Here is an 18,605-nt window from a genome sequence, read left to right as displayed (position 1 = left end):
TAGCAACAAACTTTGCTAAAAAGATGAATGCAAATACTATAGCTATGTACGTATTTATTTTCATTACTACTACAAAAATAAAATAAAGAACAGTTCTTTAGTGTAACAAATGTTACTGTTACGTTGATTTTAAAACAGTAATTTTACATAAAATTATTAAAATGAATTGGATTACAGAACCCTGGCCCTGGTATGTCGCCGGTCCACTTATTGCCCTTATTATGTTTCTTTTATTGCTGGTGGGCAAGCAGTTTGGAATGTCGTCAAACTTACGCACCGCCTGTGCAGCAGTAGGCGCAGGAAAGGCAGCCGACTTCTTTAAATTCGATTGGAAAGCAGATCGCTGGAATTTAATGGTGGTGTTGGGTGCTATTATAGGTGGCTTTATTGCTTCAACCTATATGAGCGAAAATACTGTTAATATCAATCCAGAAGTAGCTCAGCAACTCGCAACAGAGTATAATATTCAAAGCGCTGGTAAAAGTTATATGCCGCCCGAACTATTTTCTATTGAAGCCTTATCGAGTCCTTTTACCGTTATCATACTTTTAGTTGGCGGAATACTTGTTGGTTTCGGAGCGCGGTATGCAGGCGGTTGTACTTCGGGTCACGCTATATCTGGATTGAGTAATCTTCAGCTACCCTCATTGATTGCCGTTATAGGATTTTTTATAGGCGGTTTGGCAATGATACATATTTTTTATCCCTTAATTTTTTAGAAATGAGATACATCACATATTTAGTAATAGGTGTTTTTTTCGGTATTGTTATGTTTAAATCTGAAGCGGCTTCCTGGTTTCGTATTTATGAAATGTTTCAGTTTGGCAGCTTTCATATGTATGGTATTATTGGTTCAGCCTTGGTGTTGGGGATCATTGGTATTCAACTTATAAAACGGAAAGACATTAAGCCAATAGGAGGGAGCGAGATGCGATTACAACCAAAAGATAAGGGTATAACGCGATATCTGGTAGGCGGAATCATTTTTGGTTTGGGATGGGCGCTTGCAGGTGCGTGTCCGGGCCCTATGTATGTACTTGCAGGGGCAGGGTATGTTTCCATACTCGTCGTGATATTTGGAGCCCTATTGGGAACTTTTATCTACGGTTTGCTTAAAAACAAGCTACCTCATTAAATTTTATTTTAAGTATCTTTAAAAGAAAAAATTATGACACGAAATAAGAAATTAGACATTATTAGTATTTTATTAGGGATCACTGGTATTGCAATGATAGTGGTTGGGATAGTCATGAAAATTCCTGCACCAGCGATGACTGGCGTTGGATTTTTAGTAATTGTTTGGGGTTTTCAGGTGCTTAAATAAGCGCGCCATTCAACTTCTAAAATTCTTTGCAACCTAGTTGCATCATAATTCTGTTATCTTTGTGTTTTAAATGAAATTAATCACATCCATATCCATGGCTTTTCTATTCCTTACGCAAGGAGTAGTTGTTAATATGGATTTATGTGAACAAATAGATCACTTCACAGATTTTATTTCACATTACCAAGTTCACAAAGAATACGGTGGGGATTCTTTTTCTGAATATGTAGTAGAGAATTTATTTAGTGAGCAGGGAGATAGTAGTGCGCATCATAACGATTCACACGATGAAAATTCACCCACTCATTCACACCACCAATGTTATCATTCCACTGTCTTTTTAGCACCTTCCCATAGTGTGCTACTAAAAACGTTGGCTTCGGACGAAAGTACACAAAACACCTATTATCCTTTCCAGTTTCATTCCAGATATCTGGAATCTCTTTTTCAGCCACCCCGGGCGTAATTCAGTTTTAAAAATAGCGCTATGCTATAGTAATCCTGCTATATGTGGGCATTACATTGTTTTAGCTTTAACGAAAGCGAACAAACTTTATCGTTAACTGAATTATAATTTTTCTATGCTTAATAAAATCATTAAGTACTCCATAACCCATAAACTGGTTATAGGGTTACTCACTTTTGCCTTGATTGTTTTGGGGGTCTATTCCTTACAACAATTACCGGTAGACGCAGTGCCTGATATTACGAACAACCAGGTGCAAGTAATTACCAATTCGCCCTCACTTGCAGCACAAGAGGTAGAGCGCCTTATTACCTTCCCCATTGAAATTACCATGGCAACCATTCCACAGATTGAAGAGATTCGGTCATTTTCCCGCTTTGGGTTATCGGTAGTGACCATTGTTTTTGAAGAAAATGTAGATGTCTATTGGGCGCGACAACAGGTAAACGAACGCCTTGCCGATGCCCAATCCGAAATTCCTGAAGAGATAGGAAAACCCAGAATTGCTCCCTTAACCACCGGTTTGGGAGAAATTTATCAATATGTCATCACCACCGAACCTGGCTACGAAGATTCTTATGACGCTACCGAATTACGCACCATTCAGGACTGGATTATTAAACGCCAGTTGTTGGGTACGCCAGGAGTGGCAGATGTAAGCAGCTTTGGAGGCTACCTGAAGCAATATGAAATTGCGATTAGACCCGAGCGCCTCAACACCATGAATATAACCATCACTGAAATTTTTGATGCGCTTAAGACCAACAATCAAAATACAGGGGGCGCGTATATTGAAAAGAATGATAAAGCGCTGTTCATTCGCAGTGAAGGTCTCGTAGGTTCTATCGATGATATTGAAAACATCCTTGTCAAACAAACTGAAACCGGAAACCCCATATTAATTCGTGATGTTGCAAAAGTCCAGATAGGGAAAGCAATTCGGTATGGTGCTACTACGCGAAATGGAGAAGGCGAAGTAGTAAGCGCTATTGTAATGATGCTCAAGGGCGCCAATTCAGCCAAAGTAATTGAAGAGGTAAAAGATCAGATAAACACAATCAGCAAAACCTTACCTGAAGGCGTTGTGATTAAACCATTTTTAGACAGAACAAAACTGGTAGATAACGCTATTGGTACTGTAACGACGAATCTCATCGAAGGAGCGCTCATTGTGATTTTTATTTTACTGCTTTTATTGGGGAACTGGCGCGCGGGTTTAATCACTGCCTCTGTGATACCCCTGGCACTACTTTTTGCCTTTAGTATGATGCATATGTTTGGCGTTTCAGCCAACTTAATGAGTTTAGGGGCTATAGATTTCGGTTTAATAGTAGATGGCGCGGTAATCATCGTTGAAGCCACACTATTTCATCTGGGATCTTTAAAGCTCTCGCGGAAACTCACTCAAAAAGAAATGGACGCGGAAGTATTTAAATCGTCCAGCAAAATCAGAAACTCCGCTGCATTTGGGGAAATCATTATCCTCATTGTGTATCTGCCAATCTTAGCGCTGGTAGGCACAGAAGGGAAAATGTTTGGCCCCATGGCACAAACGGTAAGCTTTGCTATTTTGGGAGCATTTCTTTTGTCATTGACGTATGTCCCTATGATGTCTGCCTTGGTATTGAGTAAAAAAAGCAGTCATAAAAAGAATATTTCCGACCGTATCATGAATTTCTTTTACCGTATCTATGAGCCTATTATAAAATGGGCAATGCATACGAGAGCTATATTGGTAGGAGCTACGGTGGTATTATTCGCCATTGCTTATGTTGTTTTTAGCAATTTAGGAGGAGAATTTATACCAACGCTGGAAGAAGGAGATTTTGCAGTAGAAACCCGGGTAATTACAGGGAGTTCGTTGTCCAATACCATCAAAGCAACGACCAAGGCAGAAAAAATTCTGCTCGATAATTTTCCTGAGGTAGAACAGGTAGTATCCAAGATAGGATCTGGAGAAATTCCAACAGACCCAATGCCAGTGGAAGCTGCCGATTTAATGATCATCCTGAAAGATAAATCGGAATGGACCTCGGCATCCAATCGGGAAGAACTGGCGAATAAAATGGCGGAAGCTTTGGAGGTCATTCCCGGAGTAACCTTTGGATTTCAGCAACCCATACAGATGCGTTTTAATGAATTGATGACGGGCGTTCGACAAGATGTTGCCATCAAGATTTATGGGGAAGATTTGGAACAATTATCTAGCTATGCCAACCAGATAGGAAGTATTGCAGGTTCGGTAGAAGGCGCGGTCGATTTATACGTGGAAGAGGTTACTGGAATACCACAGATAGTTGTGGATTACAAACGAAATCAATTAGCCAAATATGGATTGTCTATTGAAGCGGTGAATATGGCTATTCAATCTGCTTTTGCCGGTGCTGCTACGGGAACGGTGTATGAAGGTGAGAAACGATTTGATATGGTCGTTCGGCTAAGTGATACCAATCGGTCTTCACTTTCGGATGTACAAAACCTGTATATAAATGGTAGCCATGGGGAACAGATTCCATTACAACAATTGGCTACGGTTTCTATTATTGATGGGCCTTATCAAATACAACGGGACGATACACAACGCCGGATTATAGTTGCCTTCAATGTACGTAATCGCGATGTGGAGAGTGTGGTTAATGAAGTGAGTTCTCTCATTGATAACCAAATCAATTTCAAGCCTGGCTATACTGTGAGCTATGGTGGGCAGTTTGAGAATTTAGTGGAAGCAAGACAGCGATTGGGTATTGCTGTACCCCTTGCCTTATTGCTCATCTTTATTCTGCTATACTTCACCTTCGGTTCCCTTAAACAAGGTGTATTGATTTTTACTGCCATACCACTTTCTGCTATTGGCGGTGTGTTTGCACTTTGGATTCGGGATTTACCTTTTAGTATTTCCGCAGGGGTAGGTTTTATTGCACTTTTTGGAGTAGCTGTATTGAATGGAATTGTGCTTATCGCGGAGTTTAACAGGCTTAAAGAAGATGGTGTTACCGATATATTTCAGCGTGTGTACATAGGGACAAAAACGCGATTGCGACCTGTGATTTTAACTGCGGCCGTGGCATCTCTTGGTTTTCTGCCTATGGCAATTTCACAAACATCTGGCGCAGAAGTGCAACGACCTTTGGCAACGGTAGTGATTGGCGGGCTTATAACAGCCACATTTTTGACGCTGGTAGTGCTCCCTATTCTATATTATTATTCAGAAAAAAAGTTCACAATGAAGAAGAATAAAATAACAACCCTGTTACTAGTAATTCTGATGGGAAGTGCGTATCAGGTAAACGCTCAGACGGAACCAAAGGTGTATCAATCTATTGATGAGGTGCTAGAAGTAGCATTGAAAAATAACCCAACTAGTAAAGTTGCTAAATTTCAAACTGAAAAAGCACAAGCGCTTAAAGGCTCGAGTTTCAACGTACCGAAAACAGAGCTTGGAGTTGAATACGGACAAACAAATAGTATTGTGGACAACGATACCCGTTTTACTATCAGTCAGACCTTCGAATTCCCGACAGTTTACACCAACCAAGGCAAGCTTGCCAACGCTAGAATAACGGCTTCTGAATTGCGGCAGGAAGTTGTAAAAAACGATTTGGTGGCTCAGGTGAGTTCGACCTATTATAGACTCTGGTTCCTAAAAAGCAAGGAAAAGGTCTTGGAGCGTCAGGATAGTATTTATGCTCGCTTTTCCTATGCAGCGCAGCTTCGTTTTGATAATGGCGAAAGCAATGCGCTGGAACTTGCCACTGCAAATACCGAGCTTGCCGATATCAATATTATGGTGCAGGAAAATAAAGCTGCTATTGACGAAGCCCGATTTTTATTACAGAATTTGATGAATGCTGAAACAGCTGTTGATATTTCAGTTGCAGATTTAGAGCTAAAAACGGCAATGGAACTACCGGAAAATGAAAACGTAAACGTTTCTGGAAATCCGCTTGTCTCCTATTATACGCAGCAAATTGAAATTGCCGAAAATGAACGCAAAGTAGCCTCTGCTAAATTACTTCCCGACATCACGGTAGGCTATTTTAATCAATCATTTATTGGAACAGGTCAGACAGCAAACGGAACACCAACTGTGTACGATTCGAGTGATCGGTTTACGGGTGTTCAATTGGGATTGAGCATTCCACTTTGGGCGAAACCGCATGCGTCAAAAATAAAAGCGGCAAAGATTCAGAAACAAGAAAATGAAGCCCAACTGGAAGTAATTAAAAATCAAACCCAATCGCAGCTTCAGTCGTTATTTGTAGTTCTTCAAAAAGACAGGAAGAATATAGCCTATTATAAGGAAAGCGGTTTGCCACAATCCGATTTACTTCTGAAGCAAGCACAGCGGGGTTTTCAGGAAGGAGAAATAGGGTATATAGAGTATGTGCAGGGACTTAATCGGGCACTGACCATACAAGTTAGATACCTGGAATTTCTGAATCAATACAATCAAACACTCATCAACATTGAGCAACTTATAAAAACGAATTAAAATGAAATATATATTTAGCATAGCAATAGCGACCCTACTTCTGGTTACCACAAGTTGCAAAAATGAAACTGTACATAAGGAAGAAGAACATTCAGAAAAAAACGAGAATGTTGTCGAGCTTACAGAAGCGCAAATGGAACAGACATCCATAACCATTGGAAAAGCTGAAAAACGAAACATAGGGCATGAAATCACCGTAAATGGCTTGATCGACGTGCCGCCACAAGGAAATATATCGATTACCATTCCCTATGGCGGATTTTTAAAATATACTGAAATGCTACCGGGAAGTAAAATTCGGAAAGGGCAAGTGGTAGCAAGGGTTGAAAATCCCGATTTTATTGAGTTTCAAAGAGATTATATGGAAGCAATTTCAAATAACGATTACTTAAAGTCTGATTACGATCGCCAGAAAATACTCAATGATGAAAAGGTAACATCTACCAAGGTCTTTGAGAAAGCAAAGAGTATGTACCTGAGTAATCAGGCTACTATAAAGGCGCTGGAGAGTAAACTTCGCTTAATAGGTATTAATCCGAATTCGGCAGCAGGTGGAAATATTTCTTCCACAGTAAATGTGTATTCGCCTATCAATGGGGTGGTTAGGGAAGTGTATGTTAATACGGGGAAATATTTTGGACCTCAGGATGTGCTAATGGATATTACAGATGCCTCAGATCTTCATGTTGAGCTTAAGGTTTTTGAAGACGATATTCCGCTTATACGTATTGGACAACGCATTCGTTTTCGATTGGCCAACGCTCCGGAAGCGTGGATGGAAGCGGAAGTTTTTCTTATAGGAAATAATGTTCGTGAGGATAGATCGGTTACTATTCACGGGCATTTAAAGGAAACCAATAAAGAGTTACTGCCAGGGATGTTTGTAAATGCAAATATTGAAGTTGGAATGAGTGAAATGTATGCGTTACCTGAAGAAGCGATTGTTCGCTATCAAGGCAAGCATTATATTTTTGAAGCATTAGGTGCGCGTTCAGAAGGCAATGAAACAATGCAGGACTTTGAAATGATAGAAATCGAAAAAGACAATGAAGAAGAAGGGTTTATTGCTATTTCGATTAAAAATCAATTAAAAAAAATAGAAGCGATGGACATTGTAATCAAAGATGCCTTCACACTTTTGGCAAAGGCTAAAAATAGTGAAGAAGAGGGTGGCGGTCACGGACATTAATATAATACTGAAATGATTGAAATAGAAAAAACATTAGAAAATAAAAAGGTGCGTCCTACAGCGATGCGTGTATTAATTTATAAATATCTGGCAGAAAAGAAGATTGCTGTAGCCTTGACGAATATTGAAAATGCTTTTGCAAAAGCAGACAGAACAACTTTATACCGCACACTAAAAACTTTCGAAGAAAAAGGCATTGTCCATCAAATCGATGATGGTACTGGAATCACTAAATATGCTTTATGCGAAAATGGGTGTAATTGCGATATAGAACAGGATTTACACCTCCATTTTCATTGTACTAATTGCAATGAAACGGTGTGTTTGACCCAACATAAAATTCCGCATATTAATTTACCCGAAGGTTATTTGGCCGAAGATGTAAACCTTGTAGTTAAAGGGATATGTGAAAAATGTAGCGGAGAATAATTGCACTTCCATTGCATCAAATAAATTACGAAATTGCACCTATGAAAAAGAAAAAAATAAACCTTCGTGACATCGACACAGAAAAACATGCTGGAGAACATACCCACGACGATGGGCACAATCATAGCAGTCCGGAAAGTGTAGGGAAGTTTAAAACCTACATACCCGCAATTTTTAGCTTTGTTATGTTACTTGCAGGCATTGGTCTGGATTATTTTGATATACTTTTTTTTAAAGAATGGGTTCGTATTATCTGGTACGTTGTGGCCTATCTTCCTGTAGGTTTTCCTGTAATTAAGGAAGGGTGGAACAGCATCAAGAACGGCGATTTTTTTACTGAATTTCTGCTAATGTCCATAGCAACTATAGGGGCATTTGCCATAGGTGAATATCCCGAAGGTGTTGCGGTAATGCTCTTTTATGCCGTTGGTGAACTCTTTCAGAACGCAGCGGTAAATAGAGCAAAGAGTAATATTAAAGCATTATTAGATGTTCGTCCCAATGAAGCTTTGGTGTATCGAAATGGAGCGTATGTTTCTGTGGCTCCTGAAACCGTAAAAATAGGCGAAAAGATACAAGTGCGTGTTGGAGAAAAAGTACCATTAGATGGGACGCTTCTTTCAGAAAAAGGATCGTTTAATACGGCGGCTTTGACTGGAGAGAGTAAACCAGATACCATTCAAAAAGGAGCATCGGTATTTGCGGGGAGCATCAATCTTGACGGTGTGGTTGAAATTGAAACAACCAAAGAATTTAAGGATAGTTCCATTGCGCGTATTCTGGATATGGTTCAAAATGCCACCGCGAGAAAATCTAAGACTGAATTATTTATACGCAAGTTCGCTAGAATTTACACACCTATTGTGGTGTTCCTTGCGATTGGATTAACGTTTGTGCCCTATTTACTTGTAGACGACTATGTGTTTAGAGACTGGCTGTACCGTGCCTTGATATTCCTTGTAATATCGTGTCCGTGTGCGTTGGTGATCTCTATTCCGTTGGGGTATTTTGGTGGGCTAGGAGCCGCTTCTCGCAATGGGATTTTATTTAAAGGAGCGTCGTTTTTGGATTCGATGACTAAAGTGAATACCGTAGTAATGGACAAAACAGGTACGGTGACTAAAGGTGTATTCAAAATAAAGGATGTTGTGTCCGGCATAAACTTGGAACCTGCCCTTAGCGGAGTCGAAGGGGAAGCAGAATTTATGAAATACCTAATGGCCATGGAAGCACAATCTACGCACCCCATAGCCAGAGCGATTCTAGAATACAAAGCCGAAGGAGAAGATTTTAAAGCGACTAAGGTTTCAGAAATTGCAGGAAAAGGATTGAAAGGTACCGTTAATGACAAAACTGTTCTAGTGGGAAATAAAGCTTTAATGAATTCAAATTCAATTGAAGTGCCTTCAGATACGGAATCTATTGTAGAATCTATAGTTATGGTTGCCATTGATAACAAGTTCGTAGGCTACGTAACTATCGCAGATGAATTGAAAGAGGATGCACACCAAGCCATTAAGGAAATCCGCGATTCGGGAATTTCAAAAATTATTATGCTGTCTGGCGATAAAGATTCCATTACACAGCAAGTTGCCAAAGAATTAGGCATCGATTGGGCCAAGGGTGGACTATTACCAGAAGACAAGCTTACTGAAGTAGAAAAGCTTAAAGCACAACCAGGTGCCAAAGTTGCTTTCATAGGCGATGGTATAAATGATGCACCAGTTTTGGCAGCCAGTGATGTTGGGATTGCCATGGGTGGTTTAGGTAGTGATGTGGCCATAGAAACCGCCGATATAATTATCCAAACAGACCAGCCCTCCAAAATTGCAAGAGCCATTAAGATAGGTCGGTCTACACGTAGCATTGTATGGCAAAATATTGGACTAGCCTTTGGTGTGAAAATAGTTGTACTTATTTTGGGTGCTGGTGGATTAGCTACCATGTGGGAAGCTGTCTTTGCCGATGTAGGGGTAGCTTTGTTAGCGATTTTAAATGCTGTACGATTACAACGGATGAAATGGGAGTGATACTACTTAGTTAGTTAGATAGTGTTCTTCTAGCACTATATTTGAAGATGAGAACATATTTAAATAAAAAGTCCAATACAACATTGGACTTTTTATTTAAATAATAGAAAATTTTATTCTTCTTCTCTATTCAAATGAGATTTAGGCTTATACCCATCTTCAGTTGAATTATCGTGTTCGCTGTGCACACTTTTACTTCCTCTTGGAGTTTTCTTACTGGAATGTGCACCCTTTTCCTGATTTGATTTTTGTTCGCTCATAATTTTTAAGTTTAAATTAAATAATAAAAAATAACCTAATTCAATTGAGGTTATGATTTTTGATAGTTTCTCTCTCGTTTTTTGGTTTTAGTATGCTCTTTATACATTTGTACCCCTTGATAAATAACCTGTACAAGGGTTAAAATTCGAAATAATTTTTTCATTTTTTTTTTTTAAGATGACACCTTTAAGTATCATTTTGGTTTAATTTAAAAGTTAACAGTAGCATATACCCATTTAATAAAAAAGCTATAGCGTTTGTAACATATATTGGGACATCATTTTTCATAATTCCGTAGATAGTCCATAAAAGAACACCTAACAGAAGAATTATTAACATTCCTCTAGACACATCTTTAACTTGTTTAGTCTTATGGGCTTTATATATTTGAGGAATTATTCCACACATGGTAAGTATCCCAGCAACTAATCCCAAAATCATCTCCATATTATATATATATGATTAGATGATATTTATTCATTATTGACTAAAAATGCATGGATCACTCCTGGTAACCATCCTAAAATAGTTAATAAGAGGTTTATGATAAATTTACCTCCAAGACCGTGTTTCATAAGGACTGCAAGAGGTGGTAGTAAAATATTAAGTAGTATTGTTAGTATAGACATAGGTAATTAATTTTTGGTTATAAAAATTAAAGTGTCCGTAGTGTAAATACGGACACTTCGTTAGTATTTAATGTAAATCTTCCAGTCTTTCAACGCTATTGAGCGTATTTTTTACATTTTGTAATTGTCCTTCAATAGTTCTTTTAATGTCATCGGAAGTGGAAGGATACTTTTGTAAAAATTCTTTGTATTCTTCTACGCTAGCTTTATCTCCACGTATACATTCTTCTAAGATTGATTCGTCGTCATCCATAGATAAAGCCGATTTAAAATCCATCCATGAACGGTGTATAGATCCGGTAACACTACCATCTGTATCTATTTTAAAATCTGGATTGTATGCGTGTAAACTCGAGGAGAGTGTTGTAGCAAACGATTTACGTTCACTCGACTGTTGTAATAAATAGGATTTGAGTTGGCTACTTTCAGCATTCTCTGCAGCATTTTTAAATCCTTTATAAGCATCATTATTTTTTTCAATAAGTGCGTTAATTTTTTTTGAAATTTCTTCTTTTGTTTTCATAGTGACTTTTTTGTTTCAGGTTTTTCTTGAGTAACTTGAAATAAAAATAGCAGATATATTTTATAGCCCAATATACTTTATGAAAGCTTTACCTACTCACCTAAACACTATGTTAAATCCTGAGGTAAATTAGTATGAGAAAAATTTATAGAGATAATGAATGAAGATATCGGGGGCTGATGATCTTAAATTTCAAAAAATTAAAAAACTGAAAAGAATTAAAAGTATTTTTTTTAAAATGTAAAATAAGATGAATCTTGGATAACGTTGTTTACTAATTCTTTTTAAATAGTGATGGCTGAACTCCATATTTTTCTTTGAAGATCCGGCTGAAATAACTAGCGCTTTTAAATCCAATTAAAACAACAATTTCATTAATAGATTTATCACTAGTAGTTAAAAGATCTTTTGCCTTTTCCAAGCGCTTTTCCTGTACAAATTGATTTATAGTAGTATTGTATAAATACTTAAATCCTTTTTGAAGCTTTAGAGCATTCAAACCAGAAACCTTTGTTAATTCATCAATACCGCAATAATTTTCCAAATTTGTAGTAATGTAGTCTACTACTTTTTTAAATTGCTCAAATTCTCTTTTGCGAAGTATCTTTTGTTTATTATTCCCGCGTTGATCATCTAAAAATTGAGAAAGATGCATGACCAATGTTTGATATGCAATACTCTCCATATAGAATTTATATACTAATTTATCGCCATCAAATAAATCGTCATTTTTTTTGATATCGCTAAAAATATCAGCAATAGTTAAGCTGTAATCGCCTTTATAATAGAATGCCTCATCGGCCTTTATATCTTTAAATAGTGTATATAATTGTAGGTCCACATCTTTATTTTGAAAGGCTGGGTCCAGATTGAATGCTTTCCTGTCAATTTCTACACAGTATTTTGCCACACTGGTATTGGCTTTAAAATAAAGTATATGTCCATTCGTATTACTACTGGCTATCATAGCACTTTGATATTCCTCTATGGAATGGATACTTTTTTCATTTTCAAATGTATGGTCCAGATTACCTTTTAAAATGTATATAAATTTTAAAGGATGCACATCGTTTACAATAAAATGAATTTCTAAATCATTATAAAAAGTACAATCATAGGTGATAATTCCTAAACCATTTTCTAAATGATACGCTCTAATCTCCCCGGTTCCTAACATTTCAGGAATCTTTAATGAGTACTCACAAACATCCATTTTATAATTGGTGTTAAATGCTTTTGCAAGATCTTTTATAACTTCTAAAACAGGTAATGAATTAACTTTAAAAATAGTCATGCGGATTTATTTAAAATAAATTAAACACTGTACAGTCTCAAATTATAATCCGAAGGTATCAAGTTTTAGCTCAAATAAATCCTAATCTGAGACAAACTTCTCATTGAGGTTAACAGTTATTAACAAGAACATTCATTTTGGAGTAGGAATAATTGTGAATCAATCAATCTTTGCTTTTTTTTTAATAATTCGTTATAAATTTTTAGGAAATCTTCTATTTAGTTTTGAAAAATAAAGAATTTAAAAAGATTCAAAATGGAAATACATTTAGAGAAAGAAAGTACTACAAAAAAGTTATTTGCCGATTTTATAGTAAAAAAAAATCATCCATGTATCATGGCTCAAACTGTATTTAAAATGGAAGAAGTTACTATACGTGACTATAAAAATCTAGGTTCACTAACAGCTGCTATGAACATTCTGAAGGATTTGGAAACATATCTTACAAACTATGATTTTTCTTCTAATAATTTTGAAACATTCATTGCTACGTTTCCCGATGATGAAATTACAGATGAGAAGGAATTTGAAAAAAAATTATGGTTACAATTAGAAGGTATGCACTCTTTAGATTCCAAGCCTTGGGATGCATCAGTGAGTAAAGATCCAGAAGATCATAACTTTAGTTTTAGTTTATTAGGCAAGGCTTTTTATATTGTTGGATTACATCCCAACAGTTCTAGAAAAGCAAGACAGTCTCCAGTTCCAGCTCTTGTTTTCAATTTGCATCAACAGTTTGAAAAATTAAGGGAAATGGGAACGTATAAACGAGTTCGAGACAGAATACGTAAACGGGATAAGAAATTACAGGGATCCATAAATCCTATTCTGGCAGATTTTGGGAATTCTAGCGAGGCCCTACAGTATAGTGGAAGAAATGTTAGTGAAGAATGGAAATGTCCTTTTGCTCCTGCCAAATAGAATAAAGTAGAAAATATTAAAAAAGAATAATGATACACACCATACCCAAACAATCAGGTTGCGCTTTTCATTTGAAAAAGCACCAATTATTGAAAATTATAGGCCCTGAAGGAGGTCAGGTAAGCGACATGGTACTATTTAATGCTGAAGATACAAGAGAAAAGATTTCAGCTGGAAAAACTATGGATTTTGAAGAATCCATACTCATCACCAAAAACAATTTCTTATGGAGTAATCGTTCTCGAAAAATGATGGAAATTATTGAAGATACTAATGGTCGTAATGATATCCTCTTGGCGCCGTGTTCTCCAGAAACATTTCAGATTATGTATGACGATTCAAAGTACCATCCTAGTTGTTTTGAAAATTTATACAAACATCTCGCACCATTTAATATTGAACCAGATGATGTTCCTACAGCTTTCAATATTTTTATGAATGTTCAGTTCAATAACGAAGGAAAACTATCAGTTTTACCTCCCCTTTCTAACGCGGGTGATTATGTGCTGTTTAAACCTTTGTTTGATGTAATAGTAGGCTTGACAGCCTGTTCTGCAGAAGATAGCAATGGAGGTTCTTTTAAACCCATTCAATATGAAGTCATTGAAAGTACTCTGTAATTACAATCGGTATAACCTAATTTTATAATCTTTAAAATGGAACTCGTATCTCAAATTATTACCATAGGTATTTTAGCTACTACTGGTATGACATTCTTTAGTTATGCAATATCTTATTTTTCTAAGAGTAAGTTTGAAGAGCCGCAATTAATAAATACGCTTTTAGATAGAATTCCAAATAAAAACCAGCCTGTTTGCCAGGAGCATATCATAGGGTGGTTACTTCATATATTAATCGGGATATTTTTTGTAACGTTATTCAAAATTGGTTTGCTTTATACAGTACTTACTCTTTCGCTGGTATCTGGAATGGTATTCGGGTTTTCGGCGGGACTTTTAGGGGTTTTAAGTTGGCATTTAGCATTTACGTTCCATCCCGATCCTCCAAATATCGATAAAATCACCTTTTATATACAATTAGTTGTAGCACATATTATTTTTGGAGTTTGTTGTGTTCTGTTATTTAAATTATAACGGAATTAAGACTAAGTCTATAAATTTTTCAACACCTCTTAGCTCATATACAACCACTTTTATAAATCGTTAACGGTTAGAGTTAATGTTGCGTCAAATGTCTTTTACAAAGCACTAAATGGACTTAATTTTAAGGTAAATTAATTTAAAACAAAAACTATGAAAACCTTAGAAGATTTATTTGAACATCAATTAAAAGACTTGTATAGCGCTGAGAAGCAATTAGTCGATGCATTACCTAAAATGGTGAAAAATGCTACCGATAGCAAACTTAAAAAAGCTTTCGAAGATCATTTGAAAGAAACCAAAGAACACAAAACACGTCTTGAAGAAATAGGCGATATTTTGGATCTAAAACTAGGTGGAGAAACTTGTAAAGCCATGAAAGGTCTTATTAAAGAAGCTGAAGGCTTTTTGGAAGAGGATGCAGAAGACGCAGTTCGCGATGCAGGTCTAATTGCCGAAGCACAACGAGTAGAACACTATGAAATTTCTGGATATGGAACTGCTTTGCGCTACGCAAAAGAACTTGGTCATGACGATGTTGCAAAAATATTAAAGAAAACCTTAGAAGAAGAATATGGTGCGGATGACAAATTGAATAAAATGGCTGAAGAGAGATTAAATAGAAAAGCGAAAGCCTAATCTCTAAGAGTCTACTATTTGAATTATTAATGCCAAAGGTCGTCATAATGGCGGCCTTTTATAGTATATTAACCTATAACAAAAAATTTAACTATCATGGAAAATTGGCTGTATGCTTCATTACCTATCATTGGAAAAGTACTAATTACAATACTAGCAATATTTTCAATTATAATTACCATAACACGAATCTCAGGTCTAAGAACTTTTGCCAAAATATCAAGTTTTGATTTCGCTTCAACCATTGCCGTGGGTTCTATATTAGCCACTATTATTTTGAATCCTGGCCAATCAATTTTAAAAGGTGGAGTCGCGCTTGCAGGTATCTTGTTATTTCAAACGGTTTTTACCTTTTTAGTTCGTAAAGTTCCTCTTTTCGAAAAACTGGTAACTAATAAACCTTTGCTAATAATGGAAGAAGGAAAAATTTTACACGATAATTTACATAGTGCCAATTTAAGCGAAGAAGATCTTATTGCAAAACTTCGTGAAGCTAATGTGATAGACTTTGATGAAGTGAAAGCTGTTGTCTTAGAATCAACTGGAGATGTTTCTGTATTACATACGAATTCAGATAAGAAATTAATGGATAGAATGTTAGAAGGGGTTAGAAGAAAATAAATACCTCTAATTAAGCCCAGAAAATAACCCCTCGCAAAATAATATTTTATAACGGATATGGTAGAGGGTAAGGGATGACTGCCGTGATCCCATTCTGTGGTAAAACGATACAGTACTAAAATGCTCCAGCTTATGGCTTGGAGCATTTTTATTTCCAACTGCTTAGAATACCCTGTGGTTTTCCACCCATCTGAAAACAAAAAATGCTCCACATCTACGATGTGAAGCATTTAAACAATGCGGAGAGTAAGGAACTATCCAAAATCTCATTTTTATAGGTTTTTCAAGGCTTAAAAGCCGCCTAAAATTTTAGTGACACCGAATTAGCCCCTTTTTAACAAAAGTTTGTGAGTTTTGGGAAAATTTGATGATTTGGGTCTACAAATACATTCAAATGAATTCAAACTATATTATGTATGGAGAGATTATAGTAAACTTATGAGTAAAGTACCAAAAAGCGGTATGTTTCTCGAAAGTTTACTAAAGTTGATTCATTTAACTGTTACAAATCTAGAGAAAGTAAAAAGACCATTAAAATGGTGATTTTGAAGTCCAATAAGTTTTTAGCCAATATAATGGTTGTTTTAGAATGATACTTTGTTTTCTAATATCGTTATCAAATTAGAATCATAGTACTTGTAAATATCAGCAATATCCAACACTTTAATTTTTGAGTAGTACTTAGAGCCTGTATGCTTTTTAATTTGATCTAGATGTTTCTTATCCATAACATAGACTTTATCAGCCCATTCTAACAAATCTTCAGTTAGCTCAGTCGTTCCTTCTTGCCTACATAGCTTACTATTTGTTCCAGCGCTTAAGAACTCGTGCTCAGGAAATCTTTCGGCGAAGTAGTCCTCGGCTGTTTTTGAGCGTTGTTTGTTTGCGGAACAGATGAAAAAGTATTTCATAATGGATTTTAAAAATATATAATATAATTTAAATATAATAGTTTAGTAAACTTTCGAGAAAAAGGGTAATTTTTACTACCTTTCTCGAAAATTTACTAAGATTGACCTTATCTGATTTCATCAATAACCAATTATCCTTTGAAAACTATTCATTTACTTTTGATGAAGTTGTTGAAGCTTACTCTGGTAAGTCTGAAACTTTGGTGCATAATGATTTAAAGTACGCTACTCAGAAAGGTGATATAGTTCCACTAAGACATCATTTTTATTTAATTATTCCACCACGATATTCAAGGTTCGGCAAATTGCCCATTGAACTATACATTGAAAGAATGTTTGAGTATTTAGATCGCAATTATTATGTGGGATTATACTCGGCAGCAAAATTTTATGGTGCTGGGCATCAACAAATTCAAAAGGAGTATGTTTTGCACGACAAAGCACCTTTGTTATCCATCTCTAAAAATGCAATCAATCTTGACTTTTTTACCGTTTCCAACTGGCCAAACAAAAATATAATATCAAGAAAAGGAGATGCAGGAATGTTCAGCATATCCAGTCCTTGCTTAACCACCGTTGATTTAATTTACCATCAAACTAAGATAGGTGGATTAAATAGAATGCTTTCTGTTTTAGAAGAGCTAACAGAAGAAATGAAATGGGAAGACGCAAAAGATTTACTGTCTTGGTATCCTCATAAAAGTGTGTTACAACGTTTAGGGTTTTTATTAGAAGAAATCAATCCCGAATCTGATATAGCTAATCTCATATATGAACATCTAAAATTTAAAAAATTCTATCCAGTTTTATTGAGTCCGAGGTCTAGTGAAAAGGCAGGTGCAGTTGATAATAGATGGAAAGTTGATGTAAATATAAAAATGGAAAGTGATTTATGATACCGAGACCTGATATAGCTAAATGGCAAATGCACGCACCTTGGAAAGAATTTTCACAGGTAGAACAAGATTTGGTCATAAGTCGCGCCCTTGTCGATATATTTTCGGATGAATTTTTAAATGAAAATCTAGCATTTAGAGGAGGTACAGCACTTCATAAATTGTATTTAAATCCTGCACCACGCTATTCCGAAGATATCGATTTGGTTCAAGTTAAACCAGGACCGATAAAACCGATAATGCAACGCATCGCTGAAGTGGTTACTTTTTTCGAAGAAAAAAGAAGCACTAAAATCGGTGGTCACGGTGCAAAGGCGATGTATCGATTTACATCGGAATATGAGAATATTCGACTGCGTTTAAAATTGGAAATCAATTGTAAAGAACATTTTAACGTACTGCCTTGGGTTGAATTTCCTTTTGAAGTAAAAAATAATTGGTTTGAAGGTAAAGCAAATATCCGTACCTATAATATCAATGAATTATTAGGTACAAAATTAAGAGCATTGTATCAAAGAAGTAAAGGAAGGGATTTGTTTGATTTGGATTATTCCAGATTGAACCACAATTTGGATATCCCAACAATTATCGATTGTTTCTATGAATATATGAGTGTTTCAGTTGGAAAACCGCCCACCAAAAAAGAGTTTTTACTCAATGTGGAAGAAAAAGAAAATAATCCGGGTTTTACTGGAGATATGGAAGCATTATTAAGACCCGAAATTAAATATGACCAAAATGCGGCCTTTGAATGGCTGAAAAAAGAGCTTGTTGAGAGGCTTAAATAAATTAAAAACCCAAGCGTGAGGAGATTAAAACGAAAGACAATGGCGATTTTTGAAGAATTTGCGATTAAAAAAAATAAAAGAATATCCCTAGA

21 protein-coding genes are annotated in these 18,605 nt (G+C 36.1%); 15 read left to right on the top strand and 6 right to left on the bottom strand.

What is annotated here, in order from left to right:
* Positions 1-161: 161 nt before the first annotated feature.
* The 8 genes from ACQ2HF_RS15350 (at position 162) to ACQ2HF_RS15315 (ending at position 9,930) form a co-directional block, all read left to right on the top strand.
* Positions 162-719 (top strand): YeeE/YedE family protein, encoded by a 558-nt coding sequence (locus ACQ2HF_RS15350; protein ID WP_432411301.1) that lies wholly within the window; start codon positions 162-164, stop codon positions 717-719.
* A 2-nt stretch (positions 720-721) separates the two neighbouring features.
* Positions 722-1,135: a DUF6691 family protein gene (locus ACQ2HF_RS15345; RefSeq protein WP_432411300.1), complete on the top strand. Its 414-nt coding sequence runs from the start codon at positions 722-724 to the stop codon at positions 1,133-1,135.
* Positions 1,136-1,168: 33 nt separating this feature from the next.
* On the top strand, positions 1,169-1,324 hold the full coding sequence (locus tag ACQ2HF_RS15340) for a hypothetical protein (protein WP_432411299.1): 156 nt from the start codon (positions 1,169-1,171) through the stop codon (positions 1,322-1,324).
* Between the two features lie 94 nt (positions 1,325-1,418).
* Complete coding sequence (locus tag ACQ2HF_RS15335) at positions 1,419-1,790, top strand: hypothetical protein (RefSeq protein ID WP_432411298.1); 372 nt, start codon at positions 1,419-1,421, stop codon at positions 1,788-1,790.
* 115 nt (positions 1,791-1,905) lie between these two features.
* On the top strand, positions 1,906-6,282 hold the full coding sequence (locus ACQ2HF_RS15330; protein ID WP_432411297.1) for a CusA/CzcA family heavy metal efflux RND transporter: 4,377 nt from the start codon (positions 1,906-1,908) through the stop codon (positions 6,280-6,282).
* A gap of 1 nt (position 6,283) precedes the next feature.
* On the top strand, positions 6,284-7,471 hold the full coding sequence (locus ACQ2HF_RS15325; RefSeq protein WP_432411296.1) for an efflux RND transporter periplasmic adaptor subunit: 1,188 nt from the start codon (positions 6,284-6,286) through the stop codon (positions 7,469-7,471).
* Positions 7,472-7,483: 12 nt separating this feature from the next.
* Complete coding sequence (locus tag ACQ2HF_RS15320; protein ID WP_432411295.1) at positions 7,484-7,900, top strand: Fur family transcriptional regulator; 417 nt, start codon at positions 7,484-7,486, stop codon at positions 7,898-7,900.
* 41 nt (positions 7,901-7,941) lie between these two features.
* Positions 7,942-9,930, top strand: a complete 1,989-nt coding sequence (locus ACQ2HF_RS15315; RefSeq protein WP_432411294.1) for a heavy metal translocating P-type ATPase — start codon at positions 7,942-7,944, stop codon at positions 9,928-9,930.
* Between the two features lie 113 nt (positions 9,931-10,043).
* Here the strand turns inward: ACQ2HF_RS15315 and ACQ2HF_RS15310 are convergent, their stop codons facing one another.
* From ACQ2HF_RS15310 to ACQ2HF_RS15290, 5 genes are all read right to left on the bottom strand, one after another.
* Positions 10,044-10,190, bottom strand: coding sequence for a hypothetical protein (locus ACQ2HF_RS15310; RefSeq protein ID WP_432411293.1), 147 nt, complete (start codon positions 10,188-10,190; stop codon positions 10,044-10,046).
* A 187-nt stretch (positions 10,191-10,377) separates the two neighbouring features.
* Positions 10,378-10,632, bottom strand: coding sequence for a SemiSWEET family sugar transporter (locus ACQ2HF_RS15305; RefSeq protein WP_432413107.1), 255 nt, complete (start codon positions 10,630-10,632; stop codon positions 10,378-10,380).
* A 32-nt stretch (positions 10,633-10,664) separates the two neighbouring features.
* The gene (locus tag ACQ2HF_RS15300; protein ID WP_432411292.1) at positions 10,665-10,820 is read right to left on the bottom strand and encodes a YqaE/Pmp3 family membrane protein; all 156 of its coding nucleotides are present in this window, start codon (positions 10,818-10,820) and stop codon (positions 10,665-10,667) included.
* A gap of 67 nt (positions 10,821-10,887) precedes the next feature.
* On the bottom strand, positions 10,888-11,343 hold the full coding sequence (locus ACQ2HF_RS15295; RefSeq protein ID WP_432411291.1) for a ferritin-like domain-containing protein: 456 nt from the start codon (positions 11,341-11,343) through the stop codon (positions 10,888-10,890).
* 274 nt (positions 11,344-11,617) lie between these two features.
* Positions 11,618-12,637 (bottom strand): helix-turn-helix domain-containing protein, encoded by a 1,020-nt coding sequence (locus ACQ2HF_RS15290; protein ID WP_432411290.1) that lies wholly within the window; start codon positions 12,635-12,637, stop codon positions 11,618-11,620.
* Between the two features lie 255 nt (positions 12,638-12,892).
* On the opposite strand from ACQ2HF_RS15290, the gene gntA reads away from it, so the two are divergent.
* The 5 genes from gntA (at position 12,893) to ACQ2HF_RS15265 (ending at position 15,918) form a co-directional block, all read left to right on the top strand.
* On the top strand, positions 12,893-13,558 hold the full coding sequence (gntA, locus tag ACQ2HF_RS15285) for a guanitoxin biosynthesis heme-dependent pre-guanitoxin N-hydroxylase GntA (protein WP_432411289.1): 666 nt from the start codon (positions 12,893-12,895) through the stop codon (positions 13,556-13,558).
* Between the two features lie 29 nt (positions 13,559-13,587).
* Positions 13,588-14,178, top strand: a complete 591-nt coding sequence (locus tag ACQ2HF_RS15280) for a DUF1989 domain-containing protein (RefSeq protein WP_432411288.1) — start codon at positions 13,588-13,590, stop codon at positions 14,176-14,178.
* Positions 14,179-14,214: 36 nt separating this feature from the next.
* Positions 14,215-14,652, top strand: a complete 438-nt coding sequence (locus ACQ2HF_RS15275) for a hypothetical protein (protein WP_432411287.1) — start codon at positions 14,215-14,217, stop codon at positions 14,650-14,652.
* 159 nt (positions 14,653-14,811) lie between these two features.
* A complete protein-coding gene (locus ACQ2HF_RS15270) occupies positions 14,812-15,297 on the top strand; it encodes a ferritin-like domain-containing protein (protein ID WP_432411286.1) in 486 nt (161 codons plus the stop codon).
* 96 nt (positions 15,298-15,393) lie between these two features.
* A complete protein-coding gene (locus ACQ2HF_RS15265; protein ID WP_432411285.1) occupies positions 15,394-15,918 on the top strand; it encodes a DUF421 domain-containing protein in 525 nt (174 codons plus the stop codon).
* 584 nt (positions 15,919-16,502) lie between these two features.
* Here ACQ2HF_RS15265 and ACQ2HF_RS15260 read toward each other — a convergent pair.
* The gene (locus ACQ2HF_RS15260) at positions 16,503-16,829 is read right to left on the bottom strand and encodes a phosphotyrosine protein phosphatase (RefSeq protein ID WP_432411284.1); all 327 of its coding nucleotides are present in this window, start codon (positions 16,827-16,829) and stop codon (positions 16,503-16,505) included.
* 101 nt (positions 16,830-16,930) lie between these two features.
* Here ACQ2HF_RS15260 and ACQ2HF_RS15255 point away from each other — a divergent pair, with 101 nt between their 5' ends.
* Positions 16,931-17,725, top strand: coding sequence for a type IV toxin-antitoxin system AbiEi family antitoxin (locus ACQ2HF_RS15255; RefSeq protein ID WP_432411283.1), 795 nt, complete (start codon positions 16,931-16,933; stop codon positions 17,723-17,725).
* The gene (locus ACQ2HF_RS15250; RefSeq protein ID WP_432411282.1) at positions 17,722-18,513 is read left to right on the top strand and encodes a nucleotidyl transferase AbiEii/AbiGii toxin family protein; all 792 of its coding nucleotides are present in this window, start codon (positions 17,722-17,724) and stop codon (positions 18,511-18,513) included. Before ACQ2HF_RS15255 ends, ACQ2HF_RS15250 begins: the two co-directional genes overlap by 4 nt.
* Positions 18,514-18,605: the final 92 nt, after the last annotated feature.

Origin of the sequence: Rasiella sp. SM2506 (assembly GCF_050859505.1) — a bacterium.
GTDB lineage: Bacteria > Bacteroidota > Bacteroidia > Flavobacteriales > Flavobacteriaceae > Marinirhabdus.
Note: the sequence above shows the minus strand (reverse complement) of the source record. Positions and strands in the feature narration are given on the sequence as shown.